This is a genomic window from Mesorhizobium sp. B2-8-3, from assembly GCF_006440815.1.
Taxonomy (GTDB): domain Bacteria; phylum Pseudomonadota; class Alphaproteobacteria; order Rhizobiales; family Rhizobiaceae; genus Mesorhizobium.
Window position 1 is genome coordinate 73337 of record NZ_VFTW01000001.1, and the last position, 13252, is coordinate 86588.

At 64.1% G+C, this 13252-nt stretch carries 13 protein-coding genes; 6 read left to right on the forward strand and 7 right to left on the reverse strand.

Going from position 1 to position 13252, the window contains the following annotated elements; translation table 11 throughout:
* Positions 1-85: 85 nt before the first annotated feature.
* Both FJ418_RS00385 and FJ418_RS00390 read left to right on the forward strand, forming a co-directional pair.
* A complete protein-coding gene (locus FJ418_RS00385; protein ID WP_140862967.1) occupies positions 86-2134 on the forward strand; it encodes an elongation factor G in 2049 nt (682 codons plus the stop codon).
* A gap of 676 nt (positions 2135-2810) precedes the next feature.
* The gene (locus FJ418_RS00390) at positions 2811-3311 is read left to right on the forward strand and encodes an isoprenylcysteine carboxylmethyltransferase family protein (RefSeq protein WP_140862969.1); all 501 of its coding nucleotides are present in this window, start codon (positions 2811-2813) and stop codon (positions 3309-3311) included.
* A gap of 18 nt (positions 3312-3329) precedes the next feature.
* Here FJ418_RS00390 and FJ418_RS00395 read toward each other — a convergent pair whose 3' ends face one another.
* Positions 3330-4226, reverse strand: coding sequence for a LysR family transcriptional regulator (locus FJ418_RS00395; RefSeq protein WP_140640770.1), 897 nt, complete (start codon positions 4224-4226; stop codon positions 3330-3332).
* Positions 4227-4298: 72 nt separating this feature from the next.
* Positions 4299-5273 (reverse strand): thioredoxin-disulfide reductase, encoded by a 975-nt coding sequence (gene trxB, locus FJ418_RS00400; RefSeq protein WP_140862972.1) that lies wholly within the window; start codon positions 5271-5273, stop codon positions 4299-4301.
* A 274-nt stretch (positions 5274-5547) separates the two neighbouring features.
* On the opposite strand from trxB, the gene FJ418_RS00405 reads away from it, so the two are divergent.
* On the forward strand, positions 5548-6024 hold the full coding sequence (locus FJ418_RS00405; protein ID WP_140782319.1) for an Lrp/AsnC family transcriptional regulator: 477 nt from the start codon (positions 5548-5550) through the stop codon (positions 6022-6024).
* Between the two features lie 69 nt (positions 6025-6093).
* Here the strand turns inward: FJ418_RS00405 and FJ418_RS00410 are convergent, their stop codons facing one another.
* The 4 genes from FJ418_RS00410 to FJ418_RS00425 all read right to left on the reverse strand — a co-directional run bounded on the left by FJ418_RS00410 (position 6094) and on the right by FJ418_RS00425 (position 9569).
* A complete protein-coding gene (locus FJ418_RS00410; RefSeq protein ID WP_140862975.1) occupies positions 6094-6726 on the reverse strand; it encodes an HAD family hydrolase in 633 nt (210 codons plus the stop codon).
* The gene (locus tag FJ418_RS00415) at positions 6719-7291 is read right to left on the reverse strand and encodes an SIS domain-containing protein (protein ID WP_140703840.1); all 573 of its coding nucleotides are present in this window, start codon (positions 7289-7291) and stop codon (positions 6719-6721) included. Before FJ418_RS00415 ends, FJ418_RS00410 begins: the two co-directional genes overlap by 8 nt.
* 7 nt (positions 7292-7298) lie before the next feature.
* On the reverse strand, positions 7299-8783 hold the full coding sequence (rfaE1, locus tag FJ418_RS00420) for a D-glycero-beta-D-manno-heptose-7-phosphate kinase (RefSeq protein WP_140862977.1): 1485 nt from the start codon (positions 8781-8783) through the stop codon (positions 7299-7301).
* A 153-nt stretch (positions 8784-8936) separates the two neighbouring features.
* Complete coding sequence (locus FJ418_RS00425; protein WP_140782323.1) at positions 8937-9569, reverse strand: LysE family translocator; 633 nt, start codon at positions 9567-9569, stop codon at positions 8937-8939.
* Positions 9570-9722: 153 nt separating this feature from the next.
* Between FJ418_RS00425 and rfaD the strand changes: the two genes are divergently transcribed.
* From rfaD to waaC, 3 genes are read left to right on the forward strand one after another with little or no spacing between them, the layout of a single operon-like run.
* Positions 9723-10673, forward strand: a complete 951-nt coding sequence (gene rfaD / locus FJ418_RS00430; protein WP_140862979.1) for an ADP-glyceromanno-heptose 6-epimerase — start codon at positions 9723-9725, stop codon at positions 10671-10673.
* Entirely contained in the window at positions 10646-11653 is a 1008-nt protein-coding gene (waaF, locus tag FJ418_RS00435) for a lipopolysaccharide heptosyltransferase II (protein WP_140862981.1), read from the forward strand. The genes rfaD and waaF overlap by 28 nt, the downstream gene beginning before the upstream one ends.
* The gene (waaC, locus tag FJ418_RS00440; RefSeq protein ID WP_140862983.1) at positions 11650-12624 is read left to right on the forward strand and encodes a lipopolysaccharide heptosyltransferase I; all 975 of its coding nucleotides are present in this window, start codon (positions 11650-11652) and stop codon (positions 12622-12624) included. Before waaF ends, waaC begins: the two co-directional genes overlap by 4 nt.
* Positions 12625-12628: 4 nt before the next feature.
* On the opposite strand, the gene greA is transcribed toward waaC, so the two are convergent.
* The gene (gene greA / locus FJ418_RS00445) at positions 12629-13102 is read right to left on the reverse strand and encodes a transcription elongation factor GreA (RefSeq protein ID WP_027168132.1); all 474 of its coding nucleotides are present in this window, start codon (positions 13100-13102) and stop codon (positions 12629-12631) included.
* Between the last annotated feature and the right edge of the window lie 150 nt (positions 13103-13252).

Sequence of the window (13252 nt, forward strand, 5' to 3'; positions counted from 1 at the left end):
CTCTGCATAGGGTGCGATCGGACGCAAAACCGGTTTCCACTTTTGCTGATCGCTCTCTTGGGAAACGCCTGAGTGGAGGTCAGCCATGGGTACTCGCGCCGGAGGACGACGCACGGGACCGAAATGCATCGCCATAATCGGTCCCTTCGCAAGCGGTAAGACGACACTTCTCGAAGCCATACTCGCCCGCACGGGCGCCATTCCCCGCCAGTCACCAGTTTCGTCGGGCAACACTGTTTCCGATCATTCGCCCGAGGCCCGCGCTCACGCCATGAGCGTCGAGGCGACCTTCGCCACCACCGATTTCATGGGCGAGCAGATCACCTTCGTCGACTGCCCCGGCTCCATCGAATTCGCCTTCGAGGCCGAACCCGTGCTTGCCGCTTGCGACCTCGCTGTCGTCGTCGCCGAGGCCGACGAGAAGAAGATCCCGGCACTCCAGCTCATCATGCGCAAGCTCGACGATCTCGCCATTCCGCGCATCCTGTTCCTCAACAAGGTCGACAAGGCGATCATGGGCGTGCGCGACACGCTGAAGATGCTGCAGCCGGCAAGTTCTGTGCCGCTGCTGCTGCGCCAGATTCCGGTGCGCAAGGACGGTGTCGTCATCGGCTCGATCGATCTGGCGTTGGAACGCGCCTACATCTACCGCGAATATGCCGAGAGCCAGGTCGCCGACATCGCGAACGACGACAAGGCGCGCGAGCTGGAGGCGCGGTTCTCCATGCTGGAGACGCTTGCCGACCATGACGATCACCTGATGGAGCAGTTGCTGGAGGAGATCGAGCCGCCGAAGGATGCGATCTTCGATGATCTCTCGGCCGACCTGCGCGCCGGCGCGGTGACGCCGGTGCTGATCGGCACGGCCGAGAAGGGCAATGGCGTGCTGCGCCTGTTGAAGGCCATTCGCCACGACGCGCCCGATGTCGAGGCAACCAGGAAGCGCCTTGGCGCGCCGGACGGCCAGACGGTGGTGCAGGTGATGAAGACCATCCACACTGCGCATGGCGGCAAGCTTTCGGTGTCGCGCGTGCTTTCCGGCCAATTGGCCGACGCGGCCGAGCTCTTCCTTTCCAACGGCGACACGGCGAAGGTTTCCGGCATCTACAAGATGCTCGGCAAGGACCAGACGAAGCTGACGTCCGCCAAGGCGGGCGACACGGTCGCGCTCGGCAAGCTCGACGACGTCAAGACCGCCCAGACGCTGAGTTCGGCCAAGGGCGGCATCCGGCCATTGGTCACGCTGGAACCGCCGCAGCCTGTCTTCGCCTTCGCGCTTCGCCCCAAGGAGCGCAAGGACGAGGTCAAGATGTCCGCGGCGATCCAGCGGCTTGCCGAGGAGGATCCATCGCTCAGCCTGCGCCACAACCAGGATTCCGCCGAAACCGTCCTGTCGGGCCACGGCGAAATGCATCTGCGCGTGGTTCGCGAGCGCCTCGAGGGCAAGAACCAGATCCCGATCGAGGGTCATGCCCCGGCGGTGCCTTACCGGGAGACGATCCGCAAAGGAGCGCAGCAGCGCGGCCGCCACAAGAAGCAGTCCGGCGGCCACGGCCAGTTCGGCGACGTGGTGATCGAGATCAAGCCGCTGCCGCGCGGGTCCGGCTTCCAGTTCTCCGACACCATCACCGGTGGCGTGGTGCCGAAAACCTACATTCAGTCGGTGGAGACCGGCATCCGCGACTACCTGAAGACAGGCCCGCTCGGCTTCCCGGTTGTCGACGTCGCCGTCAACCTGTCGGACGGCTCCTACCATGCCGTGGACTCCTCCGACATGGCCTTCCAGATGGCGGCGAAGCTCGCGATGAAGGAAGGCATGACCGCCTGTTCGCCGGTCCTGCTGGAGCCGGTGATGAAGGTCGAGATCGTCACGCCTTCGGACGCGACCTCGAAGATCATCGCGCTGATCCCGCAGCGGCGCGGCCAGATCCTCGGCTATGATGCAAGGCCCGACTGGCCCGGCTGGGACGTCGTCGAGGCGACCATGCCGCAGGCCGAAATCGGTGACCTGATCATCGAGCTGCGCTCGGCGACCGCCGGCGTCGCCAGCTACAAGGCCGCTTTCGACCACATGGCCGAGCTCACCGGCCGGCTCGCCGACGAGGCGATGAACGCCAACGGCAAAGCCGCCTGAGCAGGTCGCAGACTTCTGTTGAAGATATGAAAACGGCGTCCGGATGATCCGGACGCCGTTCCTATTGCGGACCGTTTTCCTGGGAGGCAACGGCTGGTCCGCCGCATCCGGAAAAATGGTTCGGACGCGGTGCTTGCCTGAGCCCGGTCTTCCGAGTGATGCCCCCATCTCCCGAACCGACCAACCGCGTCCTATCCTCTACTTAAACCATAGAGTTCGTCCGCGACATGTTACCCGATGTTACATGTCACTGTTACGTGGTGGATCCAGTCGTTTTTTTCCCGGCTCGAAGGCACGCGGGCAACAAAAAAGCCGGATCAATAAAGATCCGGCTGAGTTGATTGGAAGTGCCGATTAGGGCTAACCTCCAGAGGGGAACACTCGAGGGCGCTAATGGGAGGAGAACGCGCCCTGGAGATGACACTATATATGTGCTCATCATGCCCAAGAAACAAGCATCTATTTTGCAACACACGCATGCAAAAAGACGCAGGCTGTGGTCCAACCTATTCTTGGAACCCATAGGACCAGAAAAATCGCCGATTCCGGTGCGTTTCCGGCCCTAAAGCGACTGCTTAAATGCAAAATCGAGCTGATTTTGCTCGGAAATATGCGAATCCGCGAAATGATGTCGATTTCGGCAAGCCGAGTTTATTTTTACGGCAGGAGACCGACGATGCGAACTTTTTCGGCAATCGCCGGCAGCGCGCTGTTCCTTGTCGTCGCGCCCGGCGTCGTCGCCGGCCTGGCGCCATGGCTCTTGACCGACCACTATCGCAAACCTCTGTCGGCCCTGCCGGGCTTCGTGTCTGCGGGCTCGCTTCTCGTGGTCGGAGCCGCCGCCATCTTGCTTCATGCCTTTGCCCGTTTTGCCCTCGAGGGCTTGGGCACGCCCGCTCCCGTGGCTCCGACCGAGAAACTGGTCGTCGGCGGCATCTACCGCCATGTGCGCAACCCAATGTACGTGGCGGTGCTGGTGATCATCCTTGGCCAGGCGCTGATCTTTTCGAGCTGGGCGGTGCTGGTCTACGGCCTGATCGCCGCCGCGGCGATGGTCTCCTTCGTCAAGGTCTATGAAGAGCCGACGCTCGCCAACCGCTATGGCGCGGAATACGAAACCTACCGCCGCGCCGTCCCCGGCTGGCTGCCACGGCTGACGCCGTGGCGCGGGCAGTAGTTTCTCGGCCGGTCGTTTTTAGTAAGACCAGCTGCGGGCCTTGGCGATGATGAAATCGCGAAAAACGTGCAGCTTCGCCTGGTTCTTCATCGCGTCGGGATAGGCGAAATAGGTATCGAAGGACGGCACCTCGGTCTCCGGCAGCAACTGCACCAGGTTCGAGTCCTTGTTGATCACATAGTCCGGCAGCATGGCGATGCCGGCGCCGCCCTGCACGGCCCGCTTGATCGACAGGATGTCGTTGATCTGCAGCGTCGGCACCCGCTGCGCGCCCTCGAAATCGCCGACGGTCTCCAGCCAGTTCAGCTCCGACAGATGCGATGGCACCGGCACGCCGAAGGTGACGATGCGGTGGTTCCTGAGCTCGGCGATCGAGGCCGGCCTGCTGAACTTGGCGATATAGGACGGCGCCGCGTAAAGGTGGAAATGCACCGTGAACAGCCGGCGCTGGATGAGGTCGGGCTGCTGCGGCTGGCGCAGCCGGATCGCGCAATCGGCCTGGCGCATGGTGAGGTCGAGCTCCTCATTGGCGAGGATCAGCTGCAGGCTGATCTCGGGATAGAGCTCGATGAATTCCTGCACCCGTTCGGTCAGCCAGCCGGCGCCCAGGCCCACCGTGGTCGTTACCCTGAGCACGCCCGACGGCCGGTCCTTGGTCTCGGTCAGCCGCGTCTTGATCGTTTCCAGCTTCATCAGCACGTCATGCGCCGTGCGGAACAGCATCTCGCCCTGCTCGGTCAGCACCAGGCCGCGCGCATGGCGGTGGAACAGCGCGACGCCGACATCATGCTCCAGCGCGCTGACCTGCCGCGAAATAGCCGATTGCGACAGATGCAGCGTCTCCGCGGCATGGGTGAACGACCCAGCCTCCGCCGCTGCGTGAAATACGCGTAATTTGTCCCAGTCCAGCGCCATGATTCCCCTCGCGTTGCCTTCGGCGTCTGAATGAAAAATCAGGCTTTTAAACGGCTTCTTTCAGCCGATCTGTCATTCCGCCGCTTCGCGGTGAACCTCGATGCCCGCCAGATATTTTTCCGCCTCGAGCGCCGCCATGCAGCCAAGCCCGGCCGCCGTCACCGCCTGGCGGTACACGTCGTCGGTGACGTCGCCGGCTGCGAAGACGCCGGGCACATCGGTGCGGGTGGAATCGGGCGCCGTCCACAGATAGCCGTTCGGCTTCTGCTTCAGCTTGCCGGCGAAGAGTTCCACCGCCGGCGCATGGCCGATGGCGACGAACACGCCGTCGACCGGCAGCTTCGATTCCTGGCCGGTCACCACGTTGCGCAGCGTCAGGCCCTCGACCGAGGGCGGCAGCGGCGCCTTGCCCGGCCGTCCGGTGATCTCGTCGACGACCGTGTCCCAGATGACGCGGACATTGTCCTTCTTGAGCAGCCGCTCGCGCAGGATGCGCTCGGCGCGGAAATCGCTGCGCCGGTGGATGACGGTGACGCTCTTGGCGAGGTTCGACAGATAGAGCGCCTCCTCGACCGCGGAATTGCCGCCGCCCACCACCGCGACGTCCTTGCCGCGATAGAAGAAGCCGTCGCAGGTGGCGCAGGCCGAAACGCCGAAGCCCATGAAGGTCTGCTCCGACGGAATGCCCAGCCACTTCGCCTGCGCCCCGGTGGCGATGATCAAGGCGTCCGCCGTGTAGATTGTGCCGGAGTCGCCTGTGGCGCGAAACGGCCGCACATTGAGGTCGACCTCGGTGATGATGTCGTTGATGATGTCGGTGCCGACATGCTCGGCCTGCTTGAGCATCTGCTCCATCAGCCAGGGGCCCTGGATCGGATCGGCGAAGCCGGGATAGTTCTCGACGTCGGTAGTGATCATCAATTGGCCGCCCTGCTGCAGGCCGGCGACCAGCATCGGCTTCAGCATGGCGCGCGCGGCGTAGACCGCCGCCGTGTAGCCGGCCGGGCCGGAACCGATGATAAGAACGGGCGCATGTTTGGTGTTCATGAAAGTCCCCTGCGGCGCGCAGCCGTGGTTGTCGCGCGTAATGTAAGTGTTGCCCGTGGGACCAGCAAGGCAGGTTGGCCTTCGTCCCCGGAAAGCTTCGTCCTCTGCATATCGGGCCATATCGCCGACCGTCACCGATGCATGGCGCCAGAGGTGTGCGCGGCCCTGGGATCACCGCATGCCTCAAAACAGGGTGAAAATCATCGCAAAGCTATGGCCTCCGGCGCGAAACCAAATTACAAAATTGCGAAAGATTCTTGCGCGAAAGCCCTTCATGCCGCTGAAAGCCGATCTCGACGCCATCGACTGGAAGATCCTGCGCGAACTGCAGGGCGACGGCCGCATGACCAATGTCGAATTGTCGAGCCGGGTCGGCATCTCGGCGCCGCCTTGCCTGCGCCGGGTCAGGCGGCTGGAGGAGGCCGGCATCATCCGCGGCTACCGCGCGCTTCTCAACGCCCCGGCACTGGGCATGGATGTCGTGGCCTTCTGCCTGATCGGCCTGCATCATCAGGCCGATGCCGAACTGAAAGCCTTCGCCGAGCGCACGCGCGGCTGGCCGATCGTGCGCGACGCCTGGATGGTGTCGGGCGAATCCGACTTCCTGCTGCATTGCGTGGCAAGCGACCTCGGCACCTTCCAGACCTTCGTCATCGAGGAGCTGGCTTCGGCGCCCAATGTGGACACCGTGCGCACCGCCTTGACCATCCGTCGCGTCAAGGATGAGGGCCTGGTGGCTTTTCCGACTTAATGTGCCGGCTTCCGGAAATTCACCTGCAAAAACAAGCAGTTTAGCTCGGGGCTTTGAATCAAACCGCGATCAGAGCGACCGTATCGCGGTAAGCAGCGCCTCAAGGTCATGAGCGCCGCGCAACGGCAAAACCGGGAGCCCGTCCATCGTCGAGCCTTCGCCGTCGACCAGCCAGCCACGCGCAAGGCCGGCGCGCTGGCCGGCTTCCATATCGGCCGGCTTGTCGCCGACGATCAGCGATCGCTTGAGATCGAGGCCGAGCCGCCGGCCCGCCTCCAGCAGCATGCCCGGATTGGGCTTGCGCATCGGATGGTCGGCAACCGCTAGCGGATCCTTGCCGGCGTCGTGGTAGGCGCAGGCAAGAACCATGTCGACAAACGCGTTTTGTTCAGCCATGAGGCCGAGCACGCGCTCGTTGACCCTGGCGAACGCATCCCAGCCGAAATAGCCGCGTGCGATGCCGGACTGGTTGGTGACGACAACGACCGGAATCCCGCGCCGGTTCGCGGCCTCGATGGCAAGTATGATATCGTCGCGCAGCTCTACATCGGCCGGATTGTCGGGATAGCCAGTATCGACATTGATGGTGCCGTCACGGTCGAGAAACAGCGCCGGTCGGCCGGCCGCAAAGACCTTGCTACCAATCCGCTCCACCCATAGGCCGGGCTCGACGAGCGGAAAGGCGGACTCGCCCTCAGCCATTGCTGAGACGCGCTTCGACCGCCTCGCACAGATGATGATAGAGGCACAAATGCCCCTGCTGGATGATCGGCGTCGAGGTCGACGGCACGTTGAGCAGGATGTCGGTCAGCGGCCTGAGCTTGCCGCCGGTGTCGCCGGTCAGGCTGATCACCGTCATCTCCATCACACGCGCCTGCTCGGCGGCGGCAAGAATGCTTGGCGAGTTGCCGCTGGTCGAGATGGCCAGCAGCACCGCGCCTTCCGATCCATGCGCCTCGACCTGGCGCGAGAAGACGGTGTCGAAGCCGTAGTCGTTGCCCCAGGCCGTCAGCACTGCGGCGTTGGCCGGCAGCGCGATGACGTTATAGGCCTTGCGTTCCTTCAGGAAGCGGCCGACCAGCTCGCCGGCGATGTGGATGGCGTCGCTCGCCGAGCCGCCATTGCCGCAGATCAGCAGCGCCTTGCCTTGCGACAGCGCCTTGACGACGGTCGCGACGGCGCGCTCCATTTCCGCGGTGAGGTCGCGTTCAACCATCGCTGAGATCGCCGCCGCGGAGCGGACAAGATAATCGTTCAAGTCAGACATGAGATCCTCAGTTTGCGGCACGCAGCTTGCCGATGGTGTTCGTCGTGCTCTTGCCGGCGACGAGATCGACCAGCACCACGCGCCCGCCCGCCTTCTGCACCACATCGGCGCCGACCACGGTCTCGACCGTGTAATCCGCGCCTTTGACCAGGATGTCCGGCAGAAGCGCCTCGATCAGCTTCAGCGGCGTGTCTTCCTCGAAGACGACGACGGCATCGACCGACGCGAGCGCGGCCAGCACGCAGGCGCGATCATGCTGGTTGTTGACCGGGCGCCCCGGCCCTTTCAGCCGGTGCACCGAGGCGTCGCTGTTGAGGCCGAGCACCAGCCGGTCGCACTGGCTGCGCGCGGCATGCAGCAGGCTGACATGGCCGGCATGCAGGATATCGAAACAGCCATTGGTGAAGCCGACGGTCAGCCCCTCTTCCTTCCATGCTGCCACCATCCTGGCCGCCGCATTGGCGTCAAGAATGGCATCGGTATGAGACGTCGGCCCATGCGAGCGGAACAACGCGCCGGACAGTTCCTCGACGTTTAGCCGCGCCGTGCCGCGTTTGCCTACCACGACGCCGCCGGCCGCATTTGCAATGACGGCGGCATGCACCCGGTCGGCGCCGGCGGCGAGCGAAAGCGCGAAACTGGCGATGACCGTATCGCCGGCGCCCGAAACATCAAAGACTTCGCGCGCCTGGGTGGAGATATGCCGGGCGTCCTCGGCGGAGACCACGCTCATGCCCTTCTCGCTGCGCGTGGCGACGATGAACTCGAAGTCATGCGCGGCGATCAGGTCGCGCGCAGCGGCTACGATCTCGTCGTCGCCGAACACCTTGCGCCCGACAGCCTCGCCAAGCTCCTTGCGGTTCGGCGTCACTGCCGTAGCACCTGCATAGCGCGCGTAATCGCGCCCCTTCGGATCGACCAGCACCGGCTTGCCGGCATCGCGGCAGATCGCGATCAACTCACCGGCGACGCCGTCGAGCAGGATGCCCTTGCCGTAGTCGGAGAGGATGACGATGTCGGCGCGGCCAAGCGCGGCCTGGAAATGATCGATGAGCTTCGCCCGCTCGGCGGAAGTGAGCGGCTTGATCTCTTCCTCGTCGAAACGCAGCACCTGCTGGTTGAGCGCGCTGAAACGGCTTTTCGACGAGGTCATGCGATCCTGGCGCTGCAGGAGCCCGTCCGCGTCGACGCCGATCTCGCTGAGCATCCGCATCAGATTGTTACCCGCCTGGTCGGCGCCGATCACCGACACGGGTATGGCGGCAGCACCCAGCGAAACGATGTTGGAGACGACATTGCCGGCGCCGCCCATGTTCAACGTCTCGCCCTTTCCATGCAGCACGGGGATGGGGGCTTCCGGCGAGATGCGCTCGATCACGCCGCTGACGAAGCGGTCGAGGATGAAATCGCCCACCACCAGCACGGTGACGTCGCCGAACCGGGCGATGGTGCGATGCAAAGGTTCCGGAGAAGGCGGATTGTGCTTGATCATCTCACTCGAGGTCTGCCTGAAGACGGCCGGACTTGATTAGGTTTCAGCGCCGGAATTGTGGCGTGGGCTACTCAAGGCGATGCCGATATACCGCAATTCGGGCGAGCGCAACGGCAGGCCTGGTGCGGACCGCAGCCGAAGCCGGCTGGGCAATCAGCTCTTCTGCAGGGCGACGTGGACGCCGAGGCCGACCAGCACGGCGCCACCCGCACGCTGCATCAGCCGCTGCGCTCGGCCCGAGCGCCGCAGCCGGGCGATCATCGCGCCGGCCAGGAACACGCAGGCGATGTCGGCCGAGGAAAACATCAGATTGACGATGGTTCCCAGCACCACGAACTGCAGCCAGACCGGCAACGCCGCCGAAGCGTCGATGAACTGCGGCAGGAACGCCATGAAGAAGATCGCCGTCTTGGGATTGAGCACCTCGACGGTGATGCTCTCGAAAAAGGCCCGGCGGGCCGATTTCCGCTCGATCGCGGGCAGCGCCGTCTCGCCATCCGCGCGCTTGCGGAAGAGACAAACGCCGAGCCAGATCAGATAGAGCGCGCCGATGAGCTTGACCGCCATGTAGAGCGGCGGCACGGCGTGGAACAGCACGGACAGGCCAGTGGCGGCAGCGAAGACATGGAAATAGCCGCCGAGATGGATGCCCAGCGCCGCCGTCAGCCCCGACCAGCGCCCGCGCGCCATGGTCTGCGCCGCCGCATAAAGCATGGCGGGGCCGGGTATATAGGCGAAGATCGCCGTGGTGGCGAAGAACGCGATGAGCAGTTCGGTCGACGGCATTCTTGGTCCCTCATGGTACTGCGGGTAGCGAATGCCTACTGAAGCGGGAGCTTTGCGGCTTCACTGTGATGCACCGGAGCGCCTGCTTTATCGACACTCCCGTCCACCTCCCCTATAAGGGCCGGAATCGGCAACGGAGCAAGGCTGAAAAGCATGATCATTGTCACGGGCGGCGCCGGCATGATCGGCTCCAACATCGTCGCCGCTCTCAACGCCGAGGAGCATGACGACATCGTCGTCGTCGACGACCTCACCGACGGCCACAAGATCGCCAACCTCGCCGACCTGCGCATCGCCGACTATCTCGACAAGGACGATTTTCTCGCCCGGATCGAGGATGGCGCGCTCGGCCGCATCGAGGCCGTCTTCCATCAAGGCGCCTGCTCGACCACCACCGAATGGAACGGCAAGTTCATGATGGAGGTGAACTACGCCTATTCGAAGCGGCTCCTGCATGCCTGCCTGGCCTTGCGCGTGCCCTTCCTCTATGCCTCCTCGGCGTCGGTCTATGGCGGCGGCAGCGAATTTCGCGAGGAGCCCGAATTAGAGCGGCCGCTCAACGTCTACGCCTATTCCAAGAAACTGTTCGATGACTATGTCCGCCGTAACGTCTTCGACACCGATCATTCGCAGGTCGCCGGCCTGCGCTATTTCAACGTCTATGGACCGCGCGAGGCGCATAAGGGCGCCATGGCCTCGGTCGCTTTCCATCTGTTCAACCAGGTCGAACGCGGCGAAAACCCGAAGCTGTTCGGCGCTTATGGCGATTTCGGCCCCGGCGAGCAGAGCCGCGACTTCATCCATGTCGGCGACGTGGCGGAGGTCAATCTGTGGCTGTGGAAACGCGGCGCCAGCGGCATCTTCAATTGCGGCACCGGCCGCGCCCAGCCGTTCCGCGCCATCGCCGAGACGGTCATCGACACACTGGGCAAGGGGGAGATCGAGTTCATCCCCTTTCCCGATCACCTCAAGGGCAGCTACCAGAGTTTCACGCAGGCTGATATGTCCCGCTTGCGCGCGGCCGGCTACAATGGCCAATTCCGTACAGTCGAAACCGGCGTCAGGGACTATGTCGAATGGCTGAAGGCCCAACGATCCTCGTGATCGGCCCACGCTGGGTGGGCGACATGGTCATGGCGCAGTGCCTGTTTGCGGCGCTGAAGGAAAAGCATCCGCACGCCGCCATCGACGTGCTGGCGCCGGCCTGGGCGGCACCACTGGTCAAGCGCATGCCCGAGATACGCAGCCAGATCGACTTTCCGCTGATGCCGGGAGCGCTCGAATTCCGCAGCCGGCGGCGCTTCGGCCGCCTGCTGCGCGGCCGCTACGACATGGCCTATGTGCTGCCGGGAAGCTGGAAATCGGCGCTGATCCCGTTCTTTGCCCGCATCCCACATCGTGTCGGCAATTTGCGCGAGATGCGCTATGGCCTGCTGACAGATGTCGTGCCGCTGCCCGAAGCGCTGAAACGGCGCACGGCGCGCGCCTATTTCGGCCTCGCGCGCGGCGGCACCTTTCGCGCGCCGAGGCTTACCGTCGACGAGGCCAACCAGGCGGATTTGCTGGCGCGCTTCGGGCTGGCGGGCCAAAAATTCGTGGCGCTCATGCCCGGCGCCGAATTCGGCCCGGCAAAGCGCTGGCCGAGCGATCATTATGCCGGGCTTGCCCGGGACATGATGGCCAGGGGACTGGGCGTCGTCCTGCTCGGCTCGAAGAACGATGCCGACGTCACCGGTGAGATCGCAGCACTTGCCCCGGGCGCCGTCGACCTTGCCGGCAAGACGCGGCTGGAGGACGCCATCGACCTGATCGCCGCGGCGAAGCTTGCGGTGTCGAACGACAGCGGGCTGATGCATGTCGCGGCCGCCGTCGGCACCCCGATCGTGGCCGTTTACGGTTCGACCTCGCCGCAAAACACGCCGCCGCTCAGCGACCGCTCCGAACTGATCTGGCTGCATCTGTCCTGCTCGCCCTGCCACAAGAAGGTCTGCCCGCTCGGCCATCTCAACTGCCTGAAGACGCTCGATGTCGCCCGCATTACAGCCGCGGCCGACCGCTTGCTCGAGGTTCCGGCGGCCGCATGAAAGTGCTGATCGTCAAGACATCGTCGATGGGCGATGTCATTCACACCTTTCCCGCCGTCGAGGACGCGGTGCGCAACCGCCCCGACATAAATTTCGACTGGTGCGTGGAGGAGGCGTTTGCCGGGATCGTTGCGCTGCACCCGGCCATTGGAGTGATCCACAAGGTGGCGGTCCGGCGCTGGCGCAAGCGGCTTCTCGACGGCGCCACATGGCGCGAGATGGCCGGACTGCGCAAAGCGCTGCGCACCTCCCGCTACGATCTCGTCATTGACGCCCAAGGCTTGTTGAAGTCGGCCCTGGTCGCCATACAGGCCGGCGCGCCGATCGCCGGCTTCGACCGCGCCAGCGCCCGCGAGCCATCGGCGACGCTGTTTTATCAGCGCAAATATGCCGTGCCGCGCGACCTGCATGCCATCGAGCGCACCAGGCGGCTGTTCGGGCTGGCGTTTGGCTACCAGCCTGACCTGTCGACGCTCGACTCCGGCATCGTGCCGCCGGCGGGCAATCCGGCCGGCATTGAAGGCAGAATCGCCCTCCTGCTGCACGGCACCAGCCGCGAGGACAAGAAATGGCCGGTCGAGGACTGGATCGAAACCGCGCACCAACTGGCCGACCGGCAGTTCACGCCGGTGGTCACTTGGTCGAACGAGGCGGAAAAGAAAGTGGCGGAAGCCGTTTCAGGTGCCGTGCCAGGGACGGTGCTGGTTGCCAAATCGCCGCTCGCGGACATCGCCGCGCTCCTCGGCCGTTCGACGCTGGTCATCGGCGCCGACACCGGCCTCACCCACCTCGCCAGCGCCTTCGGCCTGCCGACGGTCGCCATCTTCCTGGCGACGGAACCGGGTCTCACCGGCCCGCGCGGGAAGTTTGCGTCGACCTTGATGGCGCCGGCCAGCGGCAAGATCACGGCGGCTGAGGTGATAGCGGAAGCGGAACGGCTGCTGGCGCTCCGATCGAAGGCGCCAGCCTGAGCTGCTAGATAAACTGCACCTGGACGATCTCGTAGCCTCTGGCGCCACCCGGAGCATTGACCTCGATGGCGTCGCCGACTTCCTTGCCGATGAGCGCTCGCGCGATCGGCGAGGAGATCGAGATGCGGCCGGACTTCACGTCCGCTTCCTGGTCGCCGACGATCTGGTAGGTCTTCTTTTCCTCGGTGTCCTCGTCGACGAGCACGACGGTCGCGCCGAACTTCACCTTGTCGCCGGAAAGCTTGGAGACGTCGATAACCTCGGCCCGCGCAATCAGATCCTCGAGCTCGTTGATGCGGCCCTCATTGTGGCTCTGCGACTCCTTCGCCGCGTGATATTCGGCATTTTCCGACAGGTCGCCATGCGAGCGCGCTTCGGAGATCGCCTCGATGATACGGGGACGTTCCTCCTGCTGACGCCAGCGAAGTTCTTCCTTCAATGACGCGAACCCCTCGCCTGTCATCGGGACCTTGATCATATGCCTGACCTTTCCTGCCGCCACCCCCGCTTTTCGGGAGCAGCCTTGTCAAATGGGTACAAAAAGAAAACGGTCCGGCAGCCTCGGGCTAACGGAACCGTTTCACCACAATTTCCCTGAATATAGCGATCTTCGCGCGATTTTCACGCC